We start from the raw sequence: 26,780 nt of genomic DNA on the forward strand, positions 1-26,780 counted from the left end.
CATACTGGGAAATATCATTTTTAAAATCTCTTTTTGTAAAGATTGTTGTTTTTAAGACAAAACGATTTAAGGTTGATTGGAGCGGAAGTGCGAGACTCCTGCGGGAGGAGCGGGACAGGTAAGACCCCACAGGCGTTTACGCCGAGGAGGCTCACCGCCCGCCCCGCGGAAAGCGAGCTTCTGGAGGGGAAATCAACCACACCGCACTACTTGGTAAATAGCAGTAATTAGCAACAAAGGATGCGAAAACAGCATTTTTAAAAAAACATAATAAGTCATTATTCACCTTTTAACAAGGCCTTCTGGCAGGGAAATGACCAGCATGCTTTTTCAGGCGGGGTTCTTCCTTTCACATTATTTGCCGGGGCGCGGCTTTTAGAAGTATAATTAAAGAGGAAAACTTTTTTGGAGGTTTTATTTTATGATTAATGAAGAACGTTTAGTTAATGAATTTATGGAATTGGTGCAGATTGATTCCGAAACGAAAAATGAAGCAGCCATCGCCAAAGTGCTGAAAGAAAAATTCGGGGCACTGGGTGTAGACGTTTTTGAAGATGATACAACAGCAGTTACCGGTCATGGTGCGGGGAATTTAGTGTGTACTTTAAAAGGAATGAAAGAAGGCGTAGATACCATTTATTTCACCTCCCATATGGATACGGTTGTTCCAGGGAACGGAATCAAGCCTTCCATCAAAGATGGATACATAGTGTCAGACGGAACGACCATTTTAGGGGCGGATGACAAAGCTGGATTAGCGGTCATGTTAGAAACGCTTAAAGTGTTGAAAGAACAGAATATAGAACATGGAACAATCGAATTCATCATAACAGTCGGTGAAGAATCCGGCTTGGTTGGTGCAAAGGCATTGGATCGCTCCCTTGTAACGGCTAAATTCGGTTTTGCACTTGATAGTGATGGAAAAGTGGGCAATGTGGTTGTTGCAGCACCTACTCAGGCGAAAGTGTCTGCAACCATTTTAGGCAAGACTGCTCACGCTGGTGTCGCTCCTGAGAAAGGCGTTTCGGCCATTACAATTGCTGCCAAAGCAATCTCTAGAATGCCATTAGGCAGAATCGACGAGGAAACGACAGCCAATATCGGACGTTTCCAGGGTGGACAGCAAACGAATATTGTTTGTGACCATGTGGAAATCCTTGCAGAAGCAAGATCCTTGATTCCTGAAAAAATGGAAATACAGGTAGCGAAAATGAAAGAGGCATTCGAGACTGCAGCCATTGAAATGGGCGGACGTGCTGAAGTTGAAGTTAACGTCATGTATCCTGGTTTTAAATATGGTGCTGGTGATCATGTAGTCGAAATCGCAAGGAAGGCAGCAGAGAAAATCGGCCGTCCATGCGAGCTGGTTAAAAGCGGCGGAGGAAGCGATGCGAATGTCATTGCAGGCTTTGGCATCCCTACTGTCAATCTCGCAGTGGGCTATGAAGATATCCATACTACGAATGAAAGAATTCCGGTTGAGGAATTAACGAAGCTAGCTGAAATGGTCATCACTATCATCCAAGAAGTATCAGGGGAATAATCACCTGTAATATGACAGGGTAATATAGGAGTTTTCCTGAGTAATCGAAAAAGGCGGTCGCATTATGCGAAGGATGAGGAATATGCCTTGTCGATTGAACCCTTGAAATTCTTGATTTATACCCTTTGAACGGTGTCTTATTAAGCAATCGGTGTTGCCGTTTGATTACGACATTGATCAGCAACAACTTGTATATAATTGTAAGGCGTTCAAAGTATGGAAGGAATACAGTCATCAATGACATGATGGCTGTTTTTCTTCGAGTGGAGCATCTTTCGCCGAGGTTACCAAAGATAAATAGGGGTACGTTAATAGAAATGGTTTTTTATTGTCCCTATTATCCGGTGTTTTTTATTTTTACAAGGATGTGACGGTCGAACATGAAGGACATGTATCCCAAAAATGGCAGGGTCATTCTCCATGTAGACATGAATAGTTTCTATGCCTCAGTGGAAATGTCATATGATGTTTCATTGAAAGGCAAACCGCTTGCCATTGCGGGCAATGTTGAAGAGAGAAGGGGGATAATCGTCACCTGCAGCTATGAGGCGAGGAAGTTCGGGGTTAAAACGACCATGCCGATTTGGCAGGCAAAAAAACTATGTCCTCAATTGGTCATTCAGAAACCGAATTTCGAGCGCTATCGAAAGGCATCACTGGCTATTTTTGATGTATTGAGGCAATATACAGAGATGGTTGAACCGGTTTCGATAGATGAGGGGTATCTGGATATTAGTGAATGCGCCGAATTGGGTTCGCCTTTAGATATAGCCAATAGCATTCAGGAAAGAATTTTTAATACGATGGATCTCCCTTGCAGCATCGGGATTGCCCCTAATAAATTTTTGGCTAAAACTGCTTCTGATATGAAGAAGCCAATGGGAATCACCGTGTTAAGGAAACGGGACATTCCGGAAAAGCTCTGGCCTTTACAAGTTGGCGAAATGCATGGCATCGGGGGTAAGACCTCGGAAAAGCTTCAAACTATCGGGATAAAGACGATCAGGGACCTTGCACACGCCAATGATAGTCAACTTAAACAGCTACTTGGTATCAATGGCATCCGTTTGAAGGATAGGGCTAATGGAATCGACCCCAGAGTAGTGGATCCCGAAGCGATTTTTGAGCATAAAAGCATTGGGAACTCCACAACTCTCCCGCATGACTCCGCGAATCAAAAAGAACTGATTGGTGTATTGGTAAAGCTTTCCGGTAAGGTAGCCGTCCGTTTGAGAAATAAACGCCTGCTTGGTCAAAAAATAGGTGTGACGATCCGTTACAAAGACCGCCGCACTATAACGAGAAGCAGAACGGTTCCTAATCCAGTTTTTGAAAAAAAGGATATTTTGGATGAAGCTATCGACCTATTCATGAAAAATTGGAATGGGGAAGGAATCAGGCTTCTTGGTGTCACTGCCTATGATGTCATCGAAAAAGAGTCAGCCTTCAAGCAACTGGATCTTTTCTCCTTTCAAGAGGATGCAGAAAAAGAACCCTTGTATGAAGCGATGGAACACTTGCAAAATAAGTACGGAGAAAATATTATTAAAAAGGGATTACCCTTGAAAAATCGTTCAATTGGAACAGACACTAGCTTCAGTAAAGATTTCTTTGAGCAATCCAGGAGGAATGATCCTTCTTTTGACAAAGAATAGCGTACAAGCTGTGTAAAGATATAGAGAAGGGAAAGATGAAGCATGACAAAACAGCAGATTGGCGTTATCGGACTAGCCGTAATGGGCAAGAACCTTGCATTTAATATTGAAAGCAGGGGATATTCTATTTCCGTGTATAATCGCTCAGGATCAAAAACGGACGAAATGATGAAGGAAGCGGAAGGCAAAAACGTAACAGCCGCTTATACGCTTGAAGAATTCGTCAATTCCTTGGAAACACCCCGCAAAATTTTATTGATGGTTAAAGCTGGAGCGGCAACGGATGCAACAATCGAGCAATTAAAACCGTTACTTGAAAAAGGTGATATCGTTATTGATGGAGGGAATACCTTCTTCAAGGACACTCAGCGCCGCAATGAGGAGTTAAGCAAGCTTGGCATCCATTTCATCGGTACAGGCGTGTCAGGAGGGGAAGAAGGAGCTTTGACAGGTCCATCCATCATGCCTGGAGGTCAAAAAGAAGCATACGAACTGGTTGCACCGATCTTGAAGGACATTTCCGCTAAGGTCGATGGGGATGCTTGCTGCACGTATATCGGACCGGATGGGGCAGGTCATTATGTTAAAATGGTACATAATGGCATTGAATACGGGGACATGCAATTGATTTCCGAATCTTATTTCCTTCTGAAAAATCTTCTTGGATTATCTGCTGAAGAATTGCATGAAGTCTTCTCTGAATGGAATGAAGGGGAACTTGATAGCTATTTAATTGAAATTACTGCTGATATTTTCAAAAAATATGATGAAGAAACCGGCAAACCGATGGTCGATGTCATCTTAGATAAAGCTGGCCAAAAAGGTACTGGGAAATGGACAAGTCAAAGTGCGCTTGATCTTGGTGTTCCGCTTCCAATCATTACCGAATCCGTATTCGCCCGGTTTATTTCAGCAATCAAGGACGAGCGTGTTGAAGCGAGTAAAATCCTTCGTGGGCCAAAAGCCGAATCATTTACAGGCGATAAAAAGGCTTTGATTGAAAGTATCCGTAAAGCACTTTATATGAGCAAAATCTGTTCATATGCACAAGGATTTGCACAAATGAAAGCAGCATCGGAAGAAAATGACTGGAACTTGCAATATGGGGAAATCGCGATGATTTTCCGTGGCGGCTGTATCATCCGTGCACAATTCCTCCAAAAAATCAAGGAAGCGTACGATCGTGAAGCGAACTTGAACAACCTTCTTCTAGATCCTTACTTCCAAGGAATCGTCGAAAGCTATCAAGGGGCTTTGCGTGAGGTGGTATCAACGGCAGTGATGAATGGAATCCCGGTTCCTTGCTTGTCATCAGCACTTGCCTATTTCGACAGCTATCGTACAGAAACGCTGCCAGCTAACCTTATTCAAGCTCAGCGTGACTATTTTGGAGCTCATACTTATCAACGCATTGATAAAGAAGGAACGTTCCATACCGAATGGATGGAAAAATAAAAAGTTCAAGCCGGCTTAAAAGGGGATTCCCTTTTAAACCGGCTCTTTTTTTTACTATCTCCGATGCTCTACAAGGTCAATGACCCCTAATACAACATGGGCCAAACCGAAACCAAAAACCGTATTAGCTACCATTTTGTTTGAGCCCCGGGTTTGCTTCATTGCATAACCCGCAGCTGTCACGGCTGTGCCCAAGGCTGTTGGAATTAATCCTTCACGAATGTCCATCGTTTAATCCCTCCACATCGAAGTTAGTGGTGCCGTCACAGGCGCCTTTTCTAGTGTAACCTTAGCAAGGACTTACCATTCTATTTCTATAAAGTGGTTAGAAGGGTAAAAATGGTAAAGATGAACTAGTTGTAAATAGTTCCAATTATTTTACCTTTTTTAGGGAAAACATAGTATGATGTAAGTCATTCATCCTTGCTTTTTAGGTTTAAACACCTGCGGAAAAAGGAATATAAACATTGAAAGAGATGGACGGACCGTAGGATACAGTAGGCAGAGAGAAGAGAGAAGGAGCGGATGATATATGTTCATCATTTGGTGGGCTGTAGCCATATTTTTATTTTTCATCGCCTTAGAATTCGGTGTTTCATTTTGGCTCAATTCGGAAGTGGAGGAAGAAATGTCTAAGCCCAAGGAAATGTATCATATTATCCGTGATAAATTGCTGAGGAAGAGTGTTTCATGAATGAAAAAAAGGGATGCAGATTCAAATCTGCGTCCCTTCTTCATTTCAATCATTATTATTTTCGTTTTTCTTGACTTGCCACCAAATATGTCCATCTTCTTCCAGGAGTTCATCGGATGCGAGTGGACCTGTGGATCCAGCTTCATAGTTAGGGAAAGATTCGTCTTTAGTGTTTTCCCACGCATTGGAAATGGTATCGACGAACTTCCATGAGAGGGCAACCTCGTCCCAGTGCGTAAAGTTTGTAGCATCCCCGCGCATGCTATCAAACAATAGCTTTTCATATGCCTCGGGAGAATTGATGTGTTCGATCCCTTTGTTCGAGACGGTCAGCTTCATTGGCTTTGTATTGGATGTCGTCCCGGATTTCTTGACATTTAGGTACAATGTGATGCCTTCGTCAGGCTGGATATTGATAACGAGAAGATTCGGGTTCAGTGTTTCTTCCGTTTTATAATACAGGTTCATTGGGATATCTTTGAATTGAACAACGATATTCGTTGATTTGACATCCATTCTCTTACCGGTGCGGATATAAAAAGGAACACCGGCCCATCGGAAGTTATCAATCATCAATTTACCCGCAACATAGGTCTCTGTGTTGGATTCCGGATTTACGTTATGTTCATTGCGGTAGGCGGGAAGTGTTTGACCGTCTATCGTTCCTTCACCATACTGGCCACGGACGAAGTATTGATTGACTTCGTCCACTTTCATTGGTCGAAGTGAACGCAATGCCCGCACTTTTTCGCTTCGAATCTCTTCTGTCGTCAAAGCGATCGGGGGTTCCATGGCTAGAAGGGCAACCATTTGCAGCAGATGGTTTTGGACCATATCCCTTAGAGCACCGCTGGTTTCATAATAACGCCCGCGTTCTTCAACTCCAAGTGTTTCGCTTGAAGTTACCTGGATGTTGGATATATATCTGTTATTCCAAAGCGGCTCGAATAGGGCATTGGAAAAACGGATGACCTCAATATTTTGTACCATTTCCTTACCTAAATAATGATCGATACGGTAGATTTCATCTTCAGCGAATGCAGTTCGAATCTGCTCATTCAATTTTTGTGCTGTTTCGAAACTGTGTCCAAATGGCTTTTCTATGACCAGGCGCTTATATCCATTTGTGTCACTCAGGCCTTGTGCTTTAATCTGTTCGGCAATCGTTCCGAAAAACTCAGGCGCCATCGCCAAATAGAAGATCCGGTTTCCTTCTAATTGATATTGTCCGTCTAATTGTTCGGCAATGTCTTTTAACTGCAGGTATGATTCCGAGCTGGAAACGTCGTGGGAGTGATAATGGAAATGGGAAATGAATTCGTCGACCTTTTCTTCCGCATGTCCGAACGTAAGTATCGAGTCCTTGACACTTGTTTGAAACTCCTCGTTCGTCAATGGCCTCCTTGCCACTCCAACGACGGCGAACTTATTGATTTTCTCTTTTTGAAATAGTCGATATATGGAAGGAAACAATTTCCTTTTCGCTAAATCTCCGGTAGCACCAAAAATCATGATCAATGCTGTGGGTTTATTGTTTTCTGTCATGTTTAAAACCTCAACTTTCCGTTAAATCTGTCTATAAAGTTGGAATTCCCGTATGTGTACCAATTTCTAATTTTACGTTTAGCTTTCCCTCAAAGCAATTAATTTGCGCATTTTTTCTCTATATTTCATTAAAAGTTTCATTTGGTTTCGGTTTTAATGGGTGATAAATGAAAGAGCACCTTGGTTATGCTATAGTTAAGTCATAAAGTATTTGCAACGGAGGTAGTATGAGTGGATTTCGTTTTATTGGGTACAGGCGCTGGCGTTCCGGCTAAAGCGCGTAATGTGACATCGATCGCCCTTCAATTATTGGAAGAACGTGGAACGGTTTGGTTATTCGATTGTGGGGAAGCAACACAGCATCAAATATTAAAAACGGCGGTCAAACCGCGAAAGGTTGAAAAGATCTTCATCACCCATTTACATGGTGACCACATTTTCGGACTGCCTGGATTTTTAAGCAGCAGATCATTTCAGGGCGGAGTGGATAAACTGACCGTATATGGTCCGCAAGGTATAGATGCATTTATTATGACGAGCTTACAGGTGAGTGGAACTCATTTAAAATACCCCTTGGAAATTATCGAAATAGAAGAAGGCGAAGTGTTTGAGGACGAACAATTCACAGTGACGGCCATGTCGCTTGATCATGGCATTTATAGCGTCGGTTACCGGATTGTGGAAAAAGATCGTCCGGGAAGCTTACTGGTCGACCGGCTGCGGTCTGAAGGTGTGAAGCCGGGGCCTCACTTTAAAGCATTGAAAAATGGACAAACCGTCTGTCTCGATGATGGCCGTGTCTTAAATGGGAAGGACTATATCAGTGCTCCTCAAAAAGGCCGGATCATCACGATTCTAGGGGATACAAGAATGTGCAGCAATGCGCTCATTCTTGCTGAATCGGCGGATTACCTTGTTCATGAAGCTACATTTTCAGCGGAAGAAGCGGAAATGGCATCAGCCTATTATCATTCGACCACCGTTCAGGCTGCAGAAACGGCTTTGAAAGCGGGGGCTAAGCATCTAATCCTTACGCATATCAGCTCACGGTATACTCCGGAGGATGCTGAGAGGCTAAAAGAGGAAAGCAAGGCGATTTTTCCAAACACGATTATGGGTGAAGATCTAATGGCCATTAAAATTCCTTTGTATTCAGAGGAATTGGGCAGCTGAAATCAAAGCCGATGTTTGATATAATTAATCAATTGTTCATTGGATATTTAAAGGAGTGTATATATGACTGACAAAAGTGCCCTACATACTAAAGCAATGGATTTTCTCCTAAAAACAAGCCGGACTTTTTTCATTCCGATCAGCTATCTTCCAAAGGAATTACAAGAGGCCATTGGAGCTGCATACCTTTGCATGCGAGCCATTGATGAAATCGAGGACCACCCAGGTCTTCCAGCAGATATTAAGGTTTCCCTGTTACAGGCTCTTAGTGAGCGTGATGGGGATTTCAGTGAAGAAAATCTTCAATCGTTATTTGAACCATATAAGGATGAACTGCCCGAGGTGACCCTGTTTCTTTCGGACTGGATTGAATTTTGTCCTCCCGGTGCAAAATCCAAGGTCTTGGAGTCGACAAAGGAAATGGCCGAAGGCATGGCAAAATGGGTTACTAAGGACTGGCAAATCCATAATGAAGAGGAACTCGATGATTACACCTATTATGTTGCAGGTTTAGTGGGGGTCATGCTGTCCGATATGTGGAACTGGTACGATGGAACCGAAACGGACCGTGAACTTGCCATCGCATTTGGCCGTGGACTCCAAACAGTCAATATCCTGCGTAACCGTGAGGAAGATGCAGAACGTGGTGTGAACTTTTATCCGGATGGCTGGGGTTTCGACGAGATGTTTGCCCATACGGAACATAATCTTGCATTAGCCGATGCGTACATTGGAGAGATTGAAACGAAAGAGATCATCCAATTTTGTAAAATACCCTTGGAATTGGCAAAAGCCACATTGGAAGCCCTAAAAGAAGGCAAAGAAAAAATTGATCGTGCTACAGTTACCGAAATTGTCAGCCAGGTCGTCGAACACTGATTTTTCATAAAGCTGCTGTGAAAGTTACCATACCTTTCACAGCAGCTTTTTTCATGTTTTATATTTAGAACTCAAAAAATTCAAAAAAGTTAAAAAATATATTGGAATAATTGGGACTAAACGATTATAATTTAGGACATAAAAGCGAAAAAAGCTGGCGTCGTTAGAAAAACATTATTTTAAATAAGGAAAAAGCGGGGGGAAAATATGAAAAAGAAATTATATTCAACTGCAGCCATGACATTGGTCGCAGGTTTATTATTGGCTGGGTGTGGAAATGACAAGGAAAAAGATACAGCAAAGGATGAAAGCGGAAAGGATACCTTCAACATTGGGGTAACGCAAATCGTTCAGCATGATTCCCTGGATCAAGCATATGAAGGATTCCAGGCGGCACTGAAGGACAGTGACATCAAAGCCAAATATGATCTTCAAATTGCACAGGGTGACCAAAATAACAGTCAGACGATTGCCAATAACTTTGTTGGGGATAAAGTGGATCTGATATTTGCGAATTCGACTCCTAGTGCTCTAAGTGCTTTAAATGCGACCAAGGATATTCCAATCGTCTTTACATCGGTTACCGATCCTGTAGCTGCAGAGCTTGTTACTTCTTTGGAAAAACCAGGCGGAAATGTGACGGGTACAACGGACTCCCATCCTGAAGCCATTGCAAAATCAATGAAATTCCTAGCGGAAGAGCTTGGGGCGAAGACAATTGGAACTGTCTATAATACAGGGGAGCAAAATTCAGTCGTCCAAATAAAGAATGTGAAAGCGGAAGCGAAAAAAGCTGGTTTGAAAGTCGTGGAGGCATCCGTCTCGACTTCAGCGGATGTTAAACAGGCAACGGAATCTTTAATCGGAAAAGCGGATGCTTTCTACATCATTACTGATAATACAGTTGTCTCGGCACTGGAATCGGTCATTTCTGTGGCAAATGATCAAGATATCCCATTGTTTGTCGGCGAACTTGATTCTGTAAATGCTGGCGGTTTTGCAGCATATGGCTTCAGTTACTATGATATTGGTTATGAAGCGGGGCAAAAAGCGGTTGAAATCCTGAAGGATGGTAAAAAACCTGGGGATATCCCGGTTCAATATCCACAAAAACTGAAATTGGTCATCAATGAAAAAGCAGCAAAAGATATGGGTGTTGAAATAAAAGAAGAATGGAAAGCAGATGCTGAGTTTGTAAAATAAACTCTGCTTTTGTTCGGGGAAGGAAGAAAAAAATGTTCTCAGCCTTATTCAACTCTTTTGAGTCGGGAATGATTTATGCGATCATGGCACTCGGTGTTTATTTAACATTCAGGATTCTCGACTTCCCGGATATGACTGTGGAAGGCAGTTTTGTGACAGGGGCCTCCGTTGCCGCCATTATGATCGTTAACGGTTTCTCGCCAATCGTTGCCACGTTGAGTGCCATGGTGGCAGGGTTCATCGCTGGGACGATAACTGGTTTCCTGCATACGAAAGGGAAAATCAATCCTCTCTTGGCAGGTATTTTAATGATGATCGCGCTCTATTCGATCAATTTGAGGATCATGGGTGCATCCAACATTCCGTTGCTTTCTCAAACGACCATTATCACGAATATCCAGGATGCCTGGGCTGGCACCGGGCTGGACAATTTGTTGAATGGTCTTTTATCCTTCATGGGTCTCGGTGACAGCCTGCCAAAAACATGGGCCATATTAATCGTCATGCTGATTGTGGCTGTCGTCATCCAAGCTGGAATGTCAGCTTTTTTAAAAACGGAAATTGGTCTTGCCTTACGTGCGACTGGTGATAATGAAGCCATGGTCAAGAGTTTTTCCGCCCATACTGGCAACATGAAGATTCTGGGACTTGCAATCGGAAATGCACTTGTGGCTTTTTCGGGATCCTTGGTCGCCCAATATAACGGTTTTAGTGATATAGGCATGGGGATTGGTATCATTGTCATCGGATTGGCATCCGTCATAATCGGTGAGGCTCTATTTGGTGCAAAAACGATTGCACGTGCGACGCTGGCCGTCATTGGAGGGGCGATCATTTACCGTATCGTCGTAACTTTGGCACTTCGCGTAGAATTCCTTGAAACGGGTGATGTTAAATTAATTACGGCACTTATTGTGGTCGGGGCACTTGTCATTCCTAAAATTTCCGATAAACAAAAGGAAAAAAACCGGAAGAAAAGGCGGCTTAAAGAAATACAGATGCGTCATGATGGGACTTTACCGACAGGGAGGGAAGAATATGCTTCGGTTAAATCAGATTTATAAAGTTTTCAATGAGGGAACACCAGATGAAAAGTTAGCCCTTGGAAATCTGGAACTGCAGATGACAAAAGGTGAATTTGTAACAGTCATCGGAAGTAATGGAGCAGGTAAATCGACGTTGATGAACATGATTTCCGGCAAGATTCTCCCTGATGCAGGTGAAGTCATCATCGATGGTGAAAACGTATCGGCCATTGAAGAACATGCCCGTGCCAAAATGATTGGCCGTGTTTTTCAGGATCCCATGCTGGGTACGGCACCACATATGACGATTGAGGAAAATATGGCGATTGCCTATGGCAGAACCAATAAAAGAGGTTTAGGCTTTGGGGTGACAAAAAAACGGAAAGAACTGTTTAAAGAGTGTTTGGGCACCCTTCATTTAGGCTTGGAAAATCGGATGACTGCAAAAGTGGGATTATTATCAGGTGGGGAGCGCCAAGCACTATCATTGCTGATGGCGACCTTCACCGACCCTAAAATCCTGCTACTTGATGAACATACAGCAGCACTTGATCCTTCACGTGCGGAGCTCGTTACAAACCTGACGAAGGAAATCGTCGAAAAGAACCAGTTAACGACGTTGATGGTGACTCATAATATGCAGCAGGCAATCGATCTTGGAAATTCCTTGATTATGATGGACAAGGGACAGATCATTTTTGAAGCCAGAGGCGCTGAAAAGCAGAAGCTAACCGTCGAAAAACTGCTTAACGAATTCCAGCGCATCAAAGGCGAAAAAATGCTCAATGACCGTGCAGTATTGATTTAAGATGATGAAAAGGCCCGACCCAGGTGAGATTAATCTTGGGTCAGGGCCTTTTTATTTTGGGGTAATTAATAAGATCAGGTCCTGAAGAAATGCTTTGCATAAGAAAAATGGCTATCGCGGGGTGCTCTTGAACGATCTTGATACTCGATGTCAATCGCTGTCGGCTGTGCTCCATGATGAACTATCGTTCTTTCTGTTTCCGAAAATCATTTTTATGAATGGCCTTTTCTTCGTCTTTTTAGTGGCAGCAGCCTCTTCAGCCGCGAGGAAATAATCAAAGTGCTGACCCATTGGTTTTTCTAACGCTTCGATACGGGCTTCGAGCTTCTTAACGAGTTTGTGCATTTCTTCCATTTCGCTTCTGTGCTGTAAAAGCTGATAGGATACAACATCGTCCGCTTTAGTTTTCAGTCCATTTTCAAGCCGGATGATGCGTTCTAGCAGTTGATCATTTCCTTTATTCGGTTCAGGATGTTTCTGGATTGTCGCTTTTCTAAGCTTCTTCTCTGAGATGCTAACCTTTTGGAGAATGATGCCCTCGTTCAGCTGATCTTGGATTTTTCTTAATAATGTAATGTCTTCATCCGAAAACTGGTAGTGACCAAGCTGATTCCGTTCTACTTCCATGTTCAATTGGGTGACCCAGCGTTGAATCGTACTATGGGAAACATTCAGTAACCGGGCAACTGCGCTTGTATTCATCGAGATTCCCCCTTTTGGTTGTTGAATTCGATAAGTATGAGGGAATTCCTTTACTGTTGACAAAACATGTATTCATTCGGCAAAGAAAGTGGAATTCCAACGTAATTTGCATGAGGGTCAATTCAAGGTGGAATTCCCCGTGGAACAGCTTTTTGCAAATGGTAGCGTTGTTAGGAACTTTTAGATGCATTTGTGATGGCGTGGCTAATGGTAATCAAGCTAAAAAGGGAAATGTGATGCAGATGTCGAATTTACCCTTAAAACATGGAAAAAGGAGGACCAGTATGAACAGGATCAACATTATAACTTTAGGTGTCAGGGATATTGCTGAATCATTAAGGTTTTACCGGGACGGGTTGGGATTTCATACAACGGTTAAAGAGGACGAACCCGCAATCGTCTTTTTTAATAATGCCGGAACAAAACTTGCTTTGTATCCTTTAGAGGAGCTGGCAAAAGACATCAATGAGAAAGAACCGCCTAAGAAAAATGGGTTCCCGGGTCTTACGCTTGCTTATAATGCTAAATCAATTGAAGAAGTGGATGATGTGATCAACAAAGCTGAAAAGGCCGGGGGAACAATCGAAAAATCACCTCAGGATGTTTTTTGGGGAGGGTACAGCGGATATTTTTCAGACCCCGATGGTTATTATTGGGAGGTTGCATATTCGAAGGATTGGAGTTTTGATGAAAATGACATGCTGATTATAAAGTAACGCACACTACGGAAGGATTACCCCTTAGAAAAAAGGGCTGTTGCCTGGCAACAGCCGATCATCATCATGCACGTTACTGCGAAACTACATATTTGGCCAGTTCTTTACTTATTTGATTGCCCATTCGTTTTGATTGCTCAGTCGCTTCTTGTACACAGGCAATGAATGCTTCTTCCACTTGATGTGCTTGAAGTGCTTTCAGACCTGCTTCTGTCGTTCCGCCTGGTGAAGTGACTTCCTTTCTTAGTACGGCAGGCGTTTTAGGTGATTTCTGCAACATATCGGCCGCACCCATCAGTGTCTGGAGAATCAATTGCTTAGCGGTTTCGGAATCGAGACCTATTTTTTCTGCTGATTTTTCCAATGCCTCGACCAAGTAATAAATATAAGCCGGACCGCTGCCCGATAAGCCTGTTACCGCATCTAGCTGGGTTTCGTCGACAACTGCCACTGTACCTACCGTTTCAAAAAGGGTAATCGCCGTTTGTAATTGCGCGTCTTTCGTATGACAGTTAGCCGCAAGGGCCGTTGCTGATTTTCCTACAGCTGCCGATGTATTAGGCATGGCACGGACGATCGAGAACCGCTTGTTGGCGATACCTTCCAAGCTTGTTGTATGAACGCCGGCAACAACGGAAATGAACAGCATTTCTTCACGAATATATTCTTTTATTGATTGCATCGTTTCTAAAATATCTTTCGGTTTCACCGCCAGTACGACAAGGTTTGCATCCTGTACTAATAGCTGCAGCGATCTTGTGGCAGTTACACCATATTGCTTCTTTAAATAATCGAACCGATCATCATTTGATTTATTTGTGACAAAAATATTTGCTGGTTCAATTACCTGTTGGGTCACCAGCCCCGAAATGATTGCTTCTGCCATCGATCCAGCTCCGATAAAGGCGATTTTATTCATACTTCCCGCTCCTTTTTCTTTTAAAGTTTTCGGCTTTTTTGAAAACAAAAAGACCCCTCATCCAATAAAGGACGAAAGGTCTAGCTTCCGTGGTACCACCTTTGTTCAACTTTTCCATAATAAATAAACAGAAAAGCTGCACTTGAATCCTCTAACGCGGGAATTACGTCAGGTTTTCCTGAAGGCTCATAAGGTAGGTTCAATAATGAGAGGGCGATGAAGCCTTTCAGCACATTCCGAGCTTCACTCTCTTTACGCCATCAATAATTTACTTGGCCTTAATCAAAGCCATGCCGTCTTTAATTACTTGTGATTATGAAGGATATATTAGCACTCTGTCAATGATAATATATGCATGGACGAGAAAAAATAGACATGAATTATGTGAAAATAATGACAGTAATTAAAAATACATGTAAAATGGTAATTATACATGATAAGTATACTTAGAATTCTGTTTAGTGTATAAAAAGTTTTATATAAATATAATTTTCTAAGGTGGAAAAGATTATGGTGAATTGGACTGGAGATATTGCAAAAATTACTTTGCCCACGCCATTTGCAGTGGGTGATGTGAATGTTTATGTAGTTAAAGGGGATGCTTTAACGCTAATCGATACTGGAGTGAAAACAAAACGATCAAAGGAAGCCTTGACTAACGGGCTTGGGGAATTGGGTCTAAAACTGACTGATATCGAACAAATCATTTTAACCCATCATCATCCTGATCATGCTGGTGGACTCGATTTCTTTGAAAAAGAGATCCCGGTTTATGGACACAAAAACAATCAGCGCTGGCTGACTATCAGTGATGAATTCCTTGATACACATAATCGTTTTTTCCTTGAATATGCCACAAAGTTCGGAGTGGCAGAAGAGCTGAAAAATAAACTGATTCATAATCGTGACGAAATCAGTTTCCTTAGTGAACGGAAGCTGCATGGATATTTGGCTGAGGGAGATGAACTCCCTGGTCTTCCAGGCTGGAAAGTGATCGAGACTCCAGGGCATGCGCAAAGCCATTTATCCTTTTACCGGGAAAGTGACGGGGTCATGATCGTTGGCGATCATTTGCTTGCCAAGATTTCACCTAATCCATTAATGGAACCACCTTTACTTCCCGGAGGCATGAGACCTCGTCCGTTACTGCAGTATAATGCATCACTTCAGAAATTATTGGATTTTTCCATATCCACCGTTTACTCCGGACACGGATCTGAAGTGGATGGAGATGCGGTTGCTGACTTGATTCACTATAGATTCGAACGGCAGCATAACCGTGCCATGCAGGTGAAAAGCATGCTTCAAGATAAGCCTTTATCGGTCTTTGAAGTATGTCAGCAGCTGTTTCCGAAAGTATACCTTCAGGAAGTGGGCCTGACACTTTCGGAAACGGTCGGTCAGCTGGACTATTTAGAAGACTTGGGTGAAGTCGAAACAGAAATCCAATCAGGGGTCATTCTGTATTCAATCGCCTAATGTTCGCAAGGAGGCTCACTTTTTTGAATAAATTGCAAGGCAAAGTCATTGTTATTACCGGAGCTTCCGGAGGGATTGGCAAGGAAGTCGCCATTCAAAGTGCAAAGCAGGGGGGCCGTCTCGTCCTCTTGGCCAGAAGCATGGATAAATTACTGCAGCTAAAGAATGAACTGATCACCCAATATGGGATTGATGCGTATGCCTATAAGCTTGACGTGGCAGACACTGATCAGGTGACAAATGTATTTAATGACATCCATGCGCAAATAGGTGAAGTGGATGTGTTGGTCAACAATGCTGGTTTCGGCACGTTTAAAGAAGCGCAGGATACGGAATTAAATGAAACGAAAGCGATGTTTGCTGTCAACGTCATTGGATTGATGGCCTGCACAAAGCTGGTTCTTCCGTATATGAAGCAGAGAAAATCGGGGCATATCATCAATATCGCTTCACAGGCCGGTAAAATCGCCACTCCTAAATCAACCTTGTACTCATCGACCAAGTTCGCGGTTCTTGGCTATTCGAACGCACTTAGGCTTGAGCTGATGGAAGATCATGTTTTTGTGACCACCGTCAATCCTGGCCCCATAGAAACGAATTTCTTTAACATTGCGGATGAATCAGGTACATATTTAAAGAATGTTGAAAAATTCATGCTTAAGCCAGGAGATGTCGCTGCTAAAATCGTAGCGGCGATGCTGACCAATAAGAGGGAAATCAATCTTCCTGGCTGGATGAATTTTGCTGGGAAATGGTATAACATGTTTCCGAAAATCACCGAAACATTAGGGAAAAAAGCATTTTTTAAAAAGTAGCTAGACTTTAATGCGGGACAAATTATAGGCAAAGGGGAATGTCGATGACATTCCCCATTTTGAAATACCCAAAGTTTTCTATGTTAAATAAATTGGTAACTATTCCAGGGGGAATTCGTCTATTTCTAGTAGGAGGGATTTGTATGAAGAGGATTGTAAACCTTTATATATCTATATTCGTTGCCTTTATTCTGGGTAGCTGTCAATCCCCTGATTCATGGATGAAGCCATTGATAAGGGGGAAGAGGGTTTCATTACGGATCTTGACGATAAAAGGATTTTGATTAAAGAGACGTATTATAAGGTGACCACTGATACATCCATTCAAGATCAACATGGTAATGACCTCGATTATTCCGACCTGGAAATCGGGATGAAAGTGAAACCATGGCACCGGGGCGGGGTGAGGAAATCATTTCCTGGGAAAGCGGAAGCGGAACTGATTCTTGTTTTGACCGATGAAAAAAGCTTGGCCGAACAAAGGGCGGTCACTGCTGCCCTCGATCATGTCAGCAAAGCGGAAAGTCAGCGATTCATGGTTCTCGAAGTCGTCCATTTACCCTCAGAGCATGTTTATAATATCGAAATGATGAACCGTTCCAACTTGGACTCTTCATTCATGGTGACTGTTGAGGATGTAACGGAGGAAATATTATATATAAAATAAAACAACCGGACTGAATCACTTTGAATTCCGTCCGGTTGTTTGTCCTCGGTTTTATAAAGTTTTCGCACCCAAATATTTTGGTTTCCAATATGAATTATCCATATCCGTGATGGTTATTCCTTTAGAAGACGTAGCACTGATGAATTGACCATTTCCGATATAAATCCCAACATGGGATACCCCTGTTCCAGAAGTATTAAAGAATACAAGATCACCCTTAGCTGGTGAAGATACTTTTAAACCTGTATTGGAATAAAGCAAGGATGTTGTACGCGGTAAGGTGATTCCTTGTGATTTCTGGAATACGTAATAGACGAAGCCTGAGCAGTCGAATCCAGTTGGTGTTGTTCCGCCCCATTTGTAGGGTTTGCCTATTAAGGTTTTTGCATAGCTGATCAAGCTAGTATTATTGACATTATAAACACCAAGCGCATTAAATGTGCCTCGGCCGGCAATTCCGTCGGCAGTCAACCCTTTAGCTTTTTGGAATTTTTTTACTGCTGATACAGAATTGGTGCCGTAATATGTAGTCAGTGAACCTGAATATGTGAAATAACCTTTGGTTTTTAAAAGTTGTTGTAGTTGTTTGACATCACTATGTGTCATTCCGGGTCTGAGGGTTTGGTCTCCAATATTGGCAAAGGCTTGCAGTGGGGTTAGCATCATGGCAGAAGCAACAGCTGCTGAAGCGATCCATTTCTTCATAATTTTCATTTCCTCTCTATCTATCTCTCTATGTTCTTAACAATATTATCCTACAATACCATTATGACAATTAGACATAATTTCGGTTACAGTTTCATTACAAAAAATGAGTAGTAAGACTACATATAAAATGGACGAAAGCCTGTTGAAAAGGATGAAAAAATTTAAAAAAACTAAGTATAAGGATCCATTAAAAAATATTCAAGCTGCGAATGGATTCTTTTTAAAAAAACTATTTGGATATGCAGTTTAAATTTGGTATTTTAACCATTTTTAGTATCTATTATATTTTTCAAGGAAATTACAATAAAAAGTAGAAATTTGTATGAAAACTTCCATTGAATAAGAACGTATATTCGGTTAAAGTTATGAATATAATAAAAGCGAACATATATTCTTGTTAGGGTGAGAAATGATGGATTATGGGACGATGCCGAACCAATCAATTATGTGTATCGATATGAAAAGTTTTTATGCAAGCTGTTCAGCGGTCATGCTTGGTCTGGACCCGCTTGATTGTTATCTGGCGGTGGTTGGTGACTTGAAGAGGACAGGGAGCATTGTGCTTGCGGCTTCTCCAAAGATGAAGAAGGAATTTGGCATCAAGACAGGTTCGCGGATGTTTGAGATCCCGAATGATCCGAGGATTGTCGTCGTTGAACCTAAAATGGCGACCTATTTAAGGGTTTCGACGGAAATCACCCGCTTGTTCAACCGTTATGTGCCCAAAGAAGCGATTCACGTATATAGTGTGGACGAAAGCTTTGTGAAAGTCGATGGTGCCGCTTCTTTATGGGGAGATGCCCGCATGATAGCTGAAAAGATAAAGGATGAAATTGAACGGGAATTACAGCTCCCTTGTGCCATTGGAATTGGACCGAACATGCTTATGGCAAAACTTTGCCTTGATTTGGAAGCCAAACATAAAGGGATTGCGGAATGGAAGTATGAGGATGTGCCAAGCAAACTTTGGCCAATTTCCCCGCTTCGTGAAATGTGGGGGATCGGCAGGCGCGTAGAAAAAACCCTTCATGGAATGGGCATATTTACGGTTGGGCAGCTTGCCAATTATGATCTTGAATTACTTGAAGCCAAGTTTGGAATTATGGGCAATCAGCTTTACCACCATGCGTGGGGAATAGATTTATCCGATATGGGGGCAGTGATCATCGAAGGGCAGGTCAGCTTCGGCAAAAGTCAAATCCTGCTGCGGGATTATAAGGAGGAGCATGAGGTAAAGCAGGTCATGCTGGAAATTTGCGAAGAAGTTGGAAGAAGGGCACGCACCCATCGCAAGGCAGGAAGGACGGTGAGCCTCAGCATTGGTTACAGCAAGGACGAGTTTGGCGGAGGTTTCCATCGTTCGCGTTCGATTAGCGAACCGACCAACATTACGATGGAGTTATATAAAGTTTGCCTGGAGCTTTTTCATGAGAACTATAGGCAAAAAACGGTTCGGAGCATAGAGGTCAGGCTCTCGAATATTGTGGATGATAACGAAATGCAGCTGACTTTATTCGATGCTTCGCGCTGGAAGAAGCGGGAGTTGAGTTACACGGTTGATCGAATCCGCCATAAATATGGAGCCAAATCGTTATTGCGTGCCGTTTCGTATACAGAAGCAGGTACAGCCGTTTACCGAAGCAAGCTGCTTGGTGGGCATAAGGCGTAAGGTTGATTTTGAAGGGAGGGAAAAGGATGATACGTGATCGCGGCCGTATCAAATGGACATCGATGATGTTGCCGGAGCATGTGAAGATGCTTCGGGATTGGGTGGTGGAGGATGGCTATGAAACGAAGCGCATCCTGGATGAGCAGCAATTGGAAGAAATGAATGCGGTAATGGGGGAAGCGATGGAGGAAAGAAAGGATGTCACGATTGCTCATTATGAAGGAAACCGGTATCAGCTGTTAATCGGCAGGATCCATTATTATAATGAGCTCACCCAAAAGCTTCATATCGTCGATCGGTTTCAGCAGGCTCACTATATCAGGCTTTCCGATATCGCGGATGTAAGGATAATGGAGTGATGAGCGGAAAGGCTGTTCCCAAGGGACAGCCTTTCTGATGAAAGGAATTGGCGTTAGAAAATCGGCATTTGTTGGATCGGCCATGAAGAAAATGATTTTCGTGTCGGCTGACGCTTGCAAAGGAAGGCAGTTTCTTTAACAGAAGCGTTTTTATCGTTTATAATGGGGGGAAAGGAAAAGACATCGGGAGGCGTGCAATCATGTATATTGAATGGACGGAAACAGCGGCTGAGAAAATGGCCGATAAGGTACAGGGACAAGAAGGATATTTACAGTTGAAATATGATACTGATGGCTGTGGCTGCGTGGTAAGCGGTGTGACCGCGCTATGGTGGGTCAACGAACCTGAAGAAGGTACCGAAAAAGTGGAAACAAACGGGATTCCGCTATATGTGGAGAAATCAAAAATGATTTTTCTTGATGAAGTGATGAAAATAGACTTTGTTCCGGAAGCGAACAGCTTTCAATTAAAAAGTCCGAATCAAATCTTGAATCCGAGGATGAGTTATTTTAATAAAATCTGATTAAAAGCAAAGAGGGATCTTGGATACCCTCTTTTTTCTTCTCAGACAAGTTTTAGAAACTGATCGATTTGATCTTCATATTCTTTTGGATTTTCATTATAAGATTGAGCGTGGGCCCCTTTTTTAGCGATGTAAAGCTGCTTTGGGCCCTCTTTTGCTGCATATAATTCCGCTGTCATGGAAGCGGGAATGAAACTGTCATTTTCACTATGGATGAAGAGCACCGGGTTTCGGATATTTTTTATATAATCGATTGGGGACACTTCATTGGTCCAATATCCGTCACGGAGTTTGATGAACATACGCCCAAGCGGAAACACAGTCCAGGAAGGAAATGGGACTTCATGCTTGAGCTGGTATTTGATTTGATCCTCGAAATTTGAAAATGGACAGTCGGCAATGTAAAAATCAGCACCATCTTCAAGCAGTCCGGCATATAAAAGCAGGGTTACGGCTCCCATGGATTCACCATGAATGCCAATATGAAGGTCGGGACCTTTACGTCTTTTCAATTCATCGATTACGGCCTTCAGGTCGAATTTTTCATAATGTCCGTAACTGCTCGTCTTGCCACCGGAATCCCCATGCCGGCGGTGGTCATAAATGATCGCATTGAAGCCCCGCTTAAGAAATATATTCATGTACTTAATCGAATTGACTTTGTTTTCCGTCACACCATGAGAAATGATCACCCACTTATTGGTGGCATGCGGTTCGATAAACAAGCATTTCAAGGAATATCCGGATGGTGACGATACCCAAATTTCCGTTTTAGGCAGATTATCAAAATCCTCCCGGATCAGGCGTTTAGCCATGATTTCACGATTCTGGATAAAGTCATCTTCCTTCTTTTTCATATACATGATCCGATTGGAAAAATAAATGCCGACGCCAACGATATACGATAAGATTCCGGCGAGTGTAAACCACCATTTCTTCATGAAAGGTCCTCCTAGGTTGATTTTCTTTATTTTACCATGTGGGAAATGGGAAAACACTGTTTGAAAACCATGACGAGGAAAACGGCAGTCGTGATATAATAATTTCATAAATGGCCAGGAGGTTTTAAGGATGAAAAAGAAACAGCCGCGAAATCAAAATCAAAGCAAAAACCAAGATAAAGATTCATCTTCATTGAAACTTGGTGATATGATCAATCAAGATATCATGTCCCAGCTTCGTCAAAAGCAAAAGGAACTTAATGAGGCTGAGCAAGAAAAAAGGGCAGCGGAAGAAGAAAAGAAACGCGAAGAAAGAAAGCGGCGGGAGAAGAATAAATCATTTGAAGAACTATTGGGTGAAAGCAACCTGAACTGGAAGAACTATAAATGAAGGACAGGGAGCAGTTTAAGTTTTAAGTGGGCTGGCTCCCTTTTTTTCGTTCAGGAAGACCATTCCTTGCCGATACTCCTTTATTTTATAAAGTATAACGATTATATTAAAGATAAGTTCGATATGACTTCATATCGGATGGACTACTATTAGCTGGTGATATGATGCAAAGTAAAATAGAAAAAGTGCTGGAAGACCAATTATGTTTCCTGCTTTATGCAAGTTCAAGGGAAATGACGAAGAAATATAAACCGCTGCTTGATAAACTCGAAGTGACATATCCTCAATATCTGGTCCTGCTTCTATTATGGGAACAGGATACACTTACAGTAAAAAAACTAGGGGAGCTCCTTGCCCTCGACTCAGGAACGCTTACCCCCATGTTGAAACGAATGGAGCAGAATGGCTTGATTGTCCGTGAACGTTCGACTGAAGATGAACGGTCTGTCATGATTAAGTTGACGGAAAAGGGACTTGGTTTACAGGAAGAGGCCTGCTTCATTCCCGATCGCATTTCGGCTATGTCGGGTGATGATAAGAAGGTGGTTGAGGATTTAAAAGCTTCCTTGATCCAACTATTGAAAACTTTACAGCAATTTTAGCAAAGAAAAGACGCTTGGGGTTCCCCAAGCGTCTTTTTGTCGGATTTAATCTACACTTATTTCAAAGGCGACATCCACATTGCCGTTGATTGCTTTTGAATAAGGACACATTTGATGTGCTTTATGAACAAGGGTTTCGAATGTCTCCTTATCGATTCCGGATCCCTTCACAGCCAAAGTTACAGCCAAGCTGTACTGATGCATCTCACCCATCAATAGGCTTACGCTTGCGGTGACTTTGGAATCGAAGGAAACGCGTTCGATTTTACCAACTGATTGCAAGGCACTATCAAAACATGCAGCATATCCAGCTGCAAAAAGCTGTTCCGGATTAGATGCTTCAGGCATCTGTTTAGCTCTTGGTGTTCCAGGCATCGCAATATCAACCGTGAAGTTGCCGTCAGCAGAAATAGCCGTTCCTTCTCTTCCGCCATCAACTGTTACAGACGTTGTAAATAATGTTTTTGTCATCATTTTTTCTCCCTTATCTTCGTATTTTGGTTGTGCACAATTTAATTGTATAACACTTGATTTGTATTGTCCAATGAATAATTTCAATTGGTATGAAGTAAATTTGGTTTGGAAAGGGGGTAAGAATGATGGGAAACTTGAAAGCGGTACAGAAGCAGAATGGTGAAAAAAACGTTGGAACGGAAAAAGGCTGCCTATCACGTTATTAAACGGAGATAGTGCAGCCTGATTTATTTGAAACATTTAATTTAGTTCTATTCTTTTTAATCCCGGTGACTTTCATATTTGTTCGCTTTGGTCAACTGCTTTAAGATATCCAACTCGGTTTTGGACAGTGAAGGACTGTTGGCAGCCTGGCAGTTCTCGCGGAGCTGCTGTACTGAACTTGCTCCTGGTATAACGGTAGCGACGCTTGGATGGGACAATACATATTGAAGTGCCGTTTCATTCAACTTCCTATGGGAAAGTTTGTCCTTTATTTGCGGAAGCAAATCTTTAAGTTCGTGATAGCTAAAGTCAAGGTATCCATCCTCATTTGCCTTTTCAAGCATTTTTTCACTGAGCAGCCCTTTGGCAAGGGGGCCACGGGCAATAATGCTGATCTGTTTGTTGGCCAAAAGGGACATCCACTCTTCTGGGCGGCGGTCGAGAAGATTAAACTGCATCATCACGGAATCAAGCTCAGACTTTTCAGTGAATTCCTTGATCACATTCGGACGAATCGAGGAAATTCCATAATATCGGATATAGCCTTCTTTTTTCAAATCTTCAAATGCTTCTACCGTTTCTCCGATATTGTCTGAAATGGTGCCGCCATGTAACTGATAAAGATCAATATAGTCAGTTCCCAATCTCTTTAAGCTATCTTTTACTGCCGTTTTAATATATTCGCCAGATGGATCCCAGCTCCAGGAATCTTTGTTTTCATTCCAGCGGTTTCCGACCTTGGTAGCTATGTATACCTTATCGCGGACCAATTTTAAATTCTTTCCGACGATTTCTTCATTCATGCCGAAATCATATAAGTCAGCAGTATCAAAATAATTGATTCCTTCATCTAAAGCGGCCTGTATGATTTCGGATGCCTGATTTTCATCAGTCCCCAATGACATGCATCCGAGCCCGATTTCAGAAACTAGCAAGTCTGAATTTCCTAGTCTGCGTTTTTTCATGTTATCCACTCCCTTACACTTCATTGTAAAGGAGAAATCCATTTCACTCAAAGAATTCACTTGATCCTTTTTAAAGGAGTGGGCGGCACCTGATCGTGTATGTCGGCTATCCAATCATTGATATAGACATATTGATTTTGCAATTGTTTTAGTTTTTGAAGGATTTCCCAACTCTTTCCGGATAAAGTAACGCTTTTTTCCAGTACGTAAACTTTCATTAAATCGCCCTCCATCTCTAGTATGGTAAAATGTATGAGGAATCATGCTGCAATTAGAACAGAGGAGTGGTCAGGATGAAAAAATTTGAAGAAAAAACGCTGTCTTCGGAAAAAATCTTCACAGGAAAGGTAATCAGCCTGCAAGTGGATGATGTAGAGCTTCCTGATGGGAAAACGGGTAAACGTGAAATAATCAAGCATCCGGGAGCGGTTGCTATCATAGCTCTCACGGCAGAAAATAACATCATCATGGTTGAACAGTACCGTAAAGCGCTGGAGAGAAGCTTGGTGGAAATTCCTGCAGGAAAGCTTGAAAAAGGCGAAGAACCGGTTCTGTCGGCTAAACGGGAGCTGGAAGAGGAGACGGGTTATGAATGTGAAAAAATGGAGCACATCATTTCCTTCTATACATCCCCAGGATTCGCCGATGAATTGGTCCACCTATATGTGGCCCACAATTTGAAAAAGAAAGAAAATGCGGCCCCGCTGGATGAAGATGAATTCGTCGAGATGATTGAACTCACGCTGGAGGAAGCTCAGACTTATATGGATGAAGGGAAGATCCAAGATGCCAAAACGGCATATGCAGTTCAGTATCTGCAGTTGAAAAAGGCGATGAAATCGTAAATGAAAGAGTTTTACGCTGACCTTCATATCCATATAGGCAGAACGAGAAGCGGAAGAGCCGTGAAAATAACAGGTGCTAAAACGTTAACCTTCAGCAATGTGCTGCAAGTGGCAAGTGAAAGGAAGGGCCTTGATCTAATCGGGATAATCGATTGCCATTCTCCTGAAATTATCGAAGAAATCGAAGCGGGGATGCTGGACGGCGAAATCACGGAGAAGATTGAAGGCGGACTTCAATATAAGAATACAACCATCATTCCAGGCTCGGAGATTGAAATTTATGATCAAAATTGTAATGGACCGATCCATGTCCTCGCTTATTTTCCCACTATAAAAGCGATGAAGGAATTCTCCTCATGGATGAGCGGACATGTTAAAAATATTACCTTGAGCTCCCAAAGGATTTATTGTGATGGAAGAACGCTGCAAAGGATCGTGAAATCATTGGGCGGCCTGTTTATCCCGGCACATGTTTTCACCCCATTTAAAAGCTTATATGGAAAAGGGGTGCGATCCAGTCTGACTGAAGTATTCGATCCGAAGCTAATTGATGCCATCGAACTTGGTTTAAGTTCTGATACAGAAATGGTCAAGGATATCGAGGAGTTGGACTCCTATGTATTCGTAACGAATTCCGATGCGCATTCGCTTGGGAAAATCGCTCGTGAATATCAAAAAGTCCTGCTAGAAGAACCGAGTTTCAATGAGCTGGCAAAAGCACTTGAAGAAAAAGGGGATCGTAAGGTGACCGTTAATTATGGATTGAACCCCTTATTGGGAAAGTATCATCAAACTGTATGTTCAGGGTGTTTACACCAGGTATTGAGGGAGAGTGAACAATGTCCCGAATGCGGAAATAAATCCATTATAAAAGGGGTATCGTCCAGGATTGAAGAGCTCTCCATTTCCGGGATGGAAGGGAGAAATGGCAGGGAAAGGCCGCCGTATATCCATCAAGTACCACTTGATTTCATCCCGGGACTCGGTCCTAAATCCATGGAAAAACTGCTGGTGGCATTTGGAACAGAGATGAATATCCTACATGAAGTTACGCTTGAACAGCTCAAGGAAATCGTTCCTGAAAAATTGGCGGGCTACATCGATTCTGCCAGAAAAGGGACGCTATCTTTTGAAGTGGGGGGCGGAGGAAAGTACGGAAAGGTCAAAAAGGAATGAACTGAAAAAAGTCCTGACAGATGAGATCTGTCAGGACTTTTTTAGTTTGTTGTTTTTGCATAAATGGAGGTGTCCCGCACTTCCTTGCCATCTGCACTAAGGCAGTCATTACGTAAAATACCTTCAAGCGAATATCCCAGCCTCTCAGGAATCCGTTTGCTGGCAATATTATTAGGGTCACAGCGGATCTCGACCCGCTTTGCGCCATAATGGTAAAAGGCGAATTTAGTTAACTTTTCCACTGCCTCCGTTATGTAGCCTAGTTTACTGTATCTCGTATCAATCCAATAACCAATTTCGAATTTAGGGATGTCCCAGTTAATTCGGTGCAGACCAGTGGAGCCGATGAATTGATCATCTTCTTTCCTATAAATATGGAGCCTGATATCCTCTTTTAAAATAAAGTCCGCAAAGGACTTAAGGACATTCTGTTCAGAAGTTTCCAACGAGACATCTTGATGGGCAAACGGCAGCCACTGTTTCAATTCAGGTTTAGAATGGACAATGGCTTCGTAAAGGTCCAGGCCATCGCCAGGCTGACAAGGTCTTAGATATAATCGTGGGGTTTCAATTTTTTCGGGAAAATCCATTAATATAGCTTTCATATCCTGCCTCCATCCATCATTGATATGGAAAATTATAAC

The 26,780-nt window shown here is 42.5% G+C and carries 30 protein-coding genes; 20 read left to right on the forward strand and 10 right to left on the reverse strand.

Features of this window, described 5'->3' with window-relative positions; all coding sequences use genetic code 11:
- Positions 1-421 precede the first annotated feature (421 nt).
- From ACFVS1_RS05235 to gndA, 3 genes are all read left to right on the forward strand, one after another.
- Positions 422-1,543, forward strand: a complete 1,122-nt coding sequence (locus ACFVS1_RS05235) for a tripeptidase T (protein WP_387545479.1) — start codon at positions 422-424, stop codon at positions 1,541-1,543.
- 380 nt (positions 1,544-1,923) lie between these two features.
- Positions 1,924-3,198: a DNA polymerase IV gene (locus ACFVS1_RS05240; protein WP_387545482.1), complete on the forward strand. Its 1,275-nt coding sequence runs from the start codon at positions 1,924-1,926 to the stop codon at positions 3,196-3,198.
- 42 nt (positions 3,199-3,240) lie between these two features.
- Entirely contained in the window at positions 3,241-4,653 is a 1,413-nt protein-coding gene (gene gndA / locus ACFVS1_RS05245; RefSeq protein WP_352920090.1) for an NADP-dependent phosphogluconate dehydrogenase, read from the forward strand.
- A gap of 54 nt (positions 4,654-4,707) precedes the next feature.
- Here gndA and ACFVS1_RS05250 read toward each other — a convergent pair whose 3' ends face one another.
- Positions 4,708-4,881, reverse strand: a complete 174-nt coding sequence (locus ACFVS1_RS05250) for a hypothetical protein (RefSeq protein ID WP_034308217.1) — start codon at positions 4,879-4,881, stop codon at positions 4,708-4,710.
- 304 nt (positions 4,882-5,185) lie between these two features.
- Between ACFVS1_RS05250 and ACFVS1_RS05255 the strand changes: the two genes are divergently transcribed.
- Positions 5,186-5,347, forward strand: coding sequence for a hypothetical protein (locus ACFVS1_RS05255; RefSeq protein WP_387545484.1), 162 nt, complete (start codon positions 5,186-5,188; stop codon positions 5,345-5,347).
- Between the two features lie 45 nt (positions 5,348-5,392).
- Here the strand turns inward: ACFVS1_RS05255 and zwf are convergent, their stop codons facing one another.
- Positions 5,393-6,892: a glucose-6-phosphate dehydrogenase gene (gene zwf, locus ACFVS1_RS05260; protein ID WP_352920099.1), complete on the reverse strand. Its 1,500-nt coding sequence runs from the start codon at positions 6,890-6,892 to the stop codon at positions 5,393-5,395.
- Positions 6,893-7,123: 231 nt separating this feature from the next.
- Between zwf and rnz the strand changes: the two genes are divergently transcribed.
- The 5 genes from rnz to ACFVS1_RS05285 all read left to right on the forward strand — a co-directional run bounded on the left by rnz (position 7,124) and on the right by ACFVS1_RS05285 (position 11,980).
- Complete coding sequence (rnz, locus tag ACFVS1_RS05265) at positions 7,124-8,065, forward strand: ribonuclease Z (RefSeq protein ID WP_387545487.1); 942 nt, start codon at positions 7,124-7,126, stop codon at positions 8,063-8,065.
- Positions 8,066-8,128: 63 nt separating this feature from the next.
- Positions 8,129-8,944: a squalene/phytoene synthase family protein gene (locus ACFVS1_RS05270; protein ID WP_387545488.1), complete on the forward strand. Its 816-nt coding sequence runs from the start codon at positions 8,129-8,131 to the stop codon at positions 8,942-8,944.
- Between the two features lie 207 nt (positions 8,945-9,151).
- Complete coding sequence (locus ACFVS1_RS05275) at positions 9,152-10,147, forward strand: ABC transporter substrate-binding protein (protein WP_352920107.1); 996 nt, start codon at positions 9,152-9,154, stop codon at positions 10,145-10,147.
- Between the two features lie 32 nt (positions 10,148-10,179).
- Positions 10,180-11,211 carry an ABC transporter permease gene (locus ACFVS1_RS05280; protein WP_387545490.1) on the forward strand — a complete coding sequence of 344 codons (1,032 nt, stop codon included), beginning with the start codon at positions 10,180-10,182 and terminating at the stop codon, positions 11,209-11,211.
- A complete protein-coding gene (locus tag ACFVS1_RS05285; protein WP_137016145.1) occupies positions 11,186-11,980 on the forward strand; it encodes an ABC transporter ATP-binding protein in 795 nt (264 codons plus the stop codon). Before ACFVS1_RS05280 ends, ACFVS1_RS05285 begins: the two co-directional genes overlap by 26 nt.
- 150 nt (positions 11,981-12,130) lie before the next feature.
- Here the strand turns inward: ACFVS1_RS05285 and ACFVS1_RS05290 are convergent, their stop codons facing one another.
- Positions 12,131-12,682: a MerR family transcriptional regulator gene (locus ACFVS1_RS05290; RefSeq protein WP_387545493.1), complete on the reverse strand. Its 552-nt coding sequence runs from the start codon at positions 12,680-12,682 to the stop codon at positions 12,131-12,133.
- A 284-nt stretch (positions 12,683-12,966) separates the two neighbouring features.
- On the opposite strand from ACFVS1_RS05290, the gene ACFVS1_RS05295 reads away from it, so the two are divergent.
- Positions 12,967-13,398 carry a VOC family protein gene (locus ACFVS1_RS05295; protein WP_101222493.1) on the forward strand — a complete coding sequence of 144 codons (432 nt, stop codon included), beginning with the start codon at positions 12,967-12,969 and terminating at the stop codon, positions 13,396-13,398.
- Positions 13,399-13,471: 73 nt separating this feature from the next.
- On the opposite strand, the gene proC is transcribed toward ACFVS1_RS05295, so the two are convergent.
- Positions 13,472-14,317: a pyrroline-5-carboxylate reductase gene (proC, locus tag ACFVS1_RS05300; RefSeq protein ID WP_352920116.1), complete on the reverse strand. Its 846-nt coding sequence runs from the start codon at positions 14,315-14,317 to the stop codon at positions 13,472-13,474.
- 510 nt (positions 14,318-14,827) lie between these two features.
- Here proC and ACFVS1_RS05305 point away from each other — a divergent pair.
- The 3 genes from ACFVS1_RS05305 to ACFVS1_RS05315 all read left to right on the forward strand — a co-directional run bounded on the left by ACFVS1_RS05305 (position 14,828) and on the right by ACFVS1_RS05315 (position 17,278).
- Entirely contained in the window at positions 14,828-15,796 is a 969-nt protein-coding gene (locus ACFVS1_RS05305; RefSeq protein WP_352920119.1) for an MBL fold metallo-hydrolase, read from the forward strand.
- Positions 15,796-16,611, forward strand: a complete 816-nt coding sequence (locus ACFVS1_RS05310; RefSeq protein WP_387545497.1) for an SDR family NAD(P)-dependent oxidoreductase — start codon at positions 15,796-15,798, stop codon at positions 16,609-16,611. The genes ACFVS1_RS05305 and ACFVS1_RS05310 overlap by 1 nt, the downstream gene beginning before the upstream one ends.
- 217 nt (positions 16,612-16,828) lie before the next feature.
- Complete coding sequence (locus tag ACFVS1_RS05315; RefSeq protein ID WP_387545499.1) at positions 16,829-17,278, forward strand: hypothetical protein; 450 nt, start codon at positions 16,829-16,831, stop codon at positions 17,276-17,278.
- A gap of 51 nt (positions 17,279-17,329) precedes the next feature.
- Here the strand turns inward: ACFVS1_RS05315 and ACFVS1_RS05320 are convergent, their stop codons facing one another.
- Entirely contained in the window at positions 17,330-17,983 is a 654-nt protein-coding gene (locus ACFVS1_RS05320) for a C40 family peptidase (protein WP_387545501.1), read from the reverse strand.
- 412 nt (positions 17,984-18,395) lie between these two features.
- Here ACFVS1_RS05320 and ACFVS1_RS05325 point away from each other — a divergent pair, with 412 nt between their 5' ends.
- From ACFVS1_RS05325 to ACFVS1_RS05335, 3 genes are all read left to right on the forward strand, one after another.
- A complete protein-coding gene (locus ACFVS1_RS05325) occupies positions 18,396-19,655 on the forward strand; it encodes a Y-family DNA polymerase (RefSeq protein ID WP_352920128.1) in 1,260 nt (419 codons plus the stop codon).
- Between the two features lie 26 nt (positions 19,656-19,681).
- Positions 19,682-20,014: a YolD-like family protein gene (locus tag ACFVS1_RS05330; protein ID WP_101222486.1), complete on the forward strand. Its 333-nt coding sequence runs from the start codon at positions 19,682-19,684 to the stop codon at positions 20,012-20,014.
- A gap of 200 nt (positions 20,015-20,214) precedes the next feature.
- A complete protein-coding gene (locus ACFVS1_RS05335) occupies positions 20,215-20,538 on the forward strand; it encodes an iron-sulfur cluster biosynthesis family protein (RefSeq protein ID WP_101222485.1) in 324 nt (107 codons plus the stop codon).
- Positions 20,539-20,579: 41 nt separating this feature from the next.
- On the opposite strand, the gene ACFVS1_RS05340 is transcribed toward ACFVS1_RS05335, so the two are convergent.
- Entirely contained in the window at positions 20,580-21,479 is a 900-nt protein-coding gene (locus ACFVS1_RS05340) for an alpha/beta hydrolase (RefSeq protein ID WP_387545505.1), read from the reverse strand.
- A 130-nt stretch (positions 21,480-21,609) separates the two neighbouring features.
- Between ACFVS1_RS05340 and ACFVS1_RS05345 the strand changes: the two genes are divergently transcribed.
- Both ACFVS1_RS05345 and ACFVS1_RS05350 read left to right on the forward strand, forming a co-directional pair.
- Entirely contained in the window at positions 21,610-21,870 is a 261-nt protein-coding gene (locus ACFVS1_RS05345) for a YqkE family protein (protein WP_095389715.1), read from the forward strand.
- A gap of 164 nt (positions 21,871-22,034) precedes the next feature.
- On the forward strand, positions 22,035-22,472 hold the full coding sequence (locus tag ACFVS1_RS05350; RefSeq protein ID WP_241592324.1) for a MarR family winged helix-turn-helix transcriptional regulator: 438 nt from the start codon (positions 22,035-22,037) through the stop codon (positions 22,470-22,472).
- A gap of 45 nt (positions 22,473-22,517) precedes the next feature.
- On the opposite strand, the gene ACFVS1_RS05355 is transcribed toward ACFVS1_RS05350, so the two are convergent.
- From ACFVS1_RS05355 to mciZ, 3 genes are all read right to left on the reverse strand, one after another.
- On the reverse strand, positions 22,518-22,943 hold the full coding sequence (locus ACFVS1_RS05355) for an Ohr family peroxiredoxin (protein WP_352920135.1): 426 nt from the start codon (positions 22,941-22,943) through the stop codon (positions 22,518-22,520).
- Between the two features lie 263 nt (positions 22,944-23,206).
- Positions 23,207-24,115 carry an aldo/keto reductase gene (locus ACFVS1_RS05360; protein ID WP_387545509.1) on the reverse strand — a complete coding sequence of 303 codons (909 nt, stop codon included), beginning with the start codon at positions 24,113-24,115 and terminating at the stop codon, positions 23,207-23,209.
- Positions 24,116-24,171: 56 nt separating this feature from the next.
- A complete protein-coding gene (mciZ, locus tag ACFVS1_RS05365; RefSeq protein WP_076365517.1) occupies positions 24,172-24,333 on the reverse strand; it encodes a Z-ring formation inhibitor MciZ in 162 nt (53 codons plus the stop codon).
- A gap of 75 nt (positions 24,334-24,408) precedes the next feature.
- Between mciZ and ACFVS1_RS05370 the strand changes: the two genes are divergently transcribed.
- A complete protein-coding gene (locus ACFVS1_RS05370) occupies positions 24,409-24,960 on the forward strand; it encodes an NUDIX hydrolase (RefSeq protein ID WP_387545512.1) in 552 nt (183 codons plus the stop codon).
- Positions 24,961-26,136: an endonuclease Q family protein gene (locus ACFVS1_RS05375; protein WP_387545514.1), complete on the forward strand. Its 1,176-nt coding sequence runs from the start codon at positions 24,961-24,963 to the stop codon at positions 26,134-26,136.
- A gap of 41 nt (positions 26,137-26,177) precedes the next feature.
- On the opposite strand, the gene ACFVS1_RS05380 is transcribed toward ACFVS1_RS05375, so the two are convergent.
- Positions 26,178-26,741 carry a GNAT family N-acetyltransferase gene (locus ACFVS1_RS05380; RefSeq protein WP_241592301.1) on the reverse strand — a complete coding sequence of 188 codons (564 nt, stop codon included), beginning with the start codon at positions 26,739-26,741 and terminating at the stop codon, positions 26,178-26,180.
- Positions 26,742-26,780 lie beyond the last annotated feature (39 nt).

The sequence above is a fragment of the Peribacillus sp. NPDC058075 genome (assembly GCF_042885195.1).
Classification (GTDB): Bacteria; Bacillota; Bacilli; order Bacillales; family DSM-1321; genus Peribacillus.

Coding starts and splice junctions, on each gene's coding strand:
- ACFVS1_RS05370 (WP_387545512.1), top strand. CDS start 24,409: ATGAAAAAATTTGAAGAAAAAACGCTGTCTTCGGAAAAAATCTTCACA.
- zwf (WP_352920099.1), bottom strand. CDS start 6,892: ATGACAGAAAACAATAAACCCACAGCATTGATCATGATTTTTGGTGCT.
- ACFVS1_RS05380 (WP_241592301.1), bottom strand. CDS start 26,741: ATGAAAGCTATATTAATGGATTTTCCCGAAAAAATTGAAACCCCACGA.
- ACFVS1_RS05335 (WP_101222485.1), top strand. CDS start 20,215: ATGTATATTGAATGGACGGAAACAGCGGCTGAGAAAATGGCCGATAAG.
- ACFVS1_RS05240 (WP_387545482.1), top strand. CDS start 1,924: ATGAAGGACATGTATCCCAAAAATGGCAGGGTCATTCTCCATGTAGAC.
- ACFVS1_RS05280 (WP_387545490.1), top strand. CDS start 10,180: ATGTTCTCAGCCTTATTCAACTCTTTTGAGTCGGGAATGATTTATGCG.
- ACFVS1_RS05360 (WP_387545509.1), bottom strand. CDS start 24,115: ATGAAAAAACGCAGACTAGGAAATTCAGACTTGCTAGTTTCTGAAATC.
- ACFVS1_RS05345 (WP_095389715.1), top strand. CDS start 21,610: ATGAAAAAGAAACAGCCGCGAAATCAAAATCAAAGCAAAAACCAAGAT.
- ACFVS1_RS05320 (WP_387545501.1), bottom strand. CDS start 17,983: ATGAAGAAATGGATCGCTTCAGCAGCTGTTGCTTCTGCCATGATGCTA.
- ACFVS1_RS05325 (WP_352920128.1), top strand. CDS start 18,396: ATGATGGATTATGGGACGATGCCGAACCAATCAATTATGTGTATCGAT.
- ACFVS1_RS05275 (WP_352920107.1), top strand. CDS start 9,152: ATGAAAAAGAAATTATATTCAACTGCAGCCATGACATTGGTCGCAGGT.
- ACFVS1_RS05270 (WP_387545488.1), top strand. CDS start 8,129: ATGACTGACAAAAGTGCCCTACATACTAAAGCAATGGATTTTCTCCTA.
- ACFVS1_RS05290 (WP_387545493.1), bottom strand. CDS start 12,682: ATGAATACAAGCGCAGTTGCCCGGTTACTGAATGTTTCCCATAGTACG.
- ACFVS1_RS05375 (WP_387545514.1), top strand. CDS start 24,961: ATGAAAGAGTTTTACGCTGACCTTCATATCCATATAGGCAGAACGAGA.
- ACFVS1_RS05330 (WP_101222486.1), top strand. CDS start 19,682: ATGATACGTGATCGCGGCCGTATCAAATGGACATCGATGATGTTGCCG.
- ACFVS1_RS05350 (WP_241592324.1), top strand. CDS start 22,035: ATGCAAAGTAAAATAGAAAAAGTGCTGGAAGACCAATTATGTTTCCTG.
- mciZ (WP_076365517.1), bottom strand. CDS start 24,333: ATGAAAGTTTACGTACTGGAAAAAAGCGTTACTTTATCCGGAAAGAGT.
- ACFVS1_RS05355 (WP_352920135.1), bottom strand. CDS start 22,943: ATGACAAAAACATTATTTACAACGTCTGTAACAGTTGATGGCGGAAGA.
- ACFVS1_RS05305 (WP_352920119.1), top strand. CDS start 14,828: ATGGTGAATTGGACTGGAGATATTGCAAAAATTACTTTGCCCACGCCA.
- ACFVS1_RS05255 (WP_387545484.1), top strand. CDS start 5,186: ATGTTCATCATTTGGTGGGCTGTAGCCATATTTTTATTTTTCATCGCC.
- ACFVS1_RS05250 (WP_034308217.1), bottom strand. CDS start 4,881: ATGGACATTCGTGAAGGATTAATTCCAACAGCCTTGGGCACAGCCGTG.
- gndA (WP_352920090.1), top strand. CDS start 3,241: ATGACAAAACAGCAGATTGGCGTTATCGGACTAGCCGTAATGGGCAAG.
- ACFVS1_RS05235 (WP_387545479.1), top strand. CDS start 422: ATGATTAATGAAGAACGTTTAGTTAATGAATTTATGGAATTGGTGCAG.
- ACFVS1_RS05315 (WP_387545499.1), top strand. CDS start 16,829: ATGGATGAAGCCATTGATAAGGGGGAAGAGGGTTTCATTACGGATCTT.
- proC (WP_352920116.1), bottom strand. CDS start 14,317: ATGAATAAAATCGCCTTTATCGGAGCTGGATCGATGGCAGAAGCAATC.
- ACFVS1_RS05340 (WP_387545505.1), bottom strand. CDS start 21,479: ATGAAGAAATGGTGGTTTACACTCGCCGGAATCTTATCGTATATCGTT.
- ACFVS1_RS05285 (WP_137016145.1), top strand. CDS start 11,186: ATGCTTCGGTTAAATCAGATTTATAAAGTTTTCAATGAGGGAACACCA.
- ACFVS1_RS05310 (WP_387545497.1), top strand. CDS start 15,796: ATGTTCGCAAGGAGGCTCACTTTTTTGAATAAATTGCAAGGCAAAGTC.
- ACFVS1_RS05295 (WP_101222493.1), top strand. CDS start 12,967: ATGAACAGGATCAACATTATAACTTTAGGTGTCAGGGATATTGCTGAA.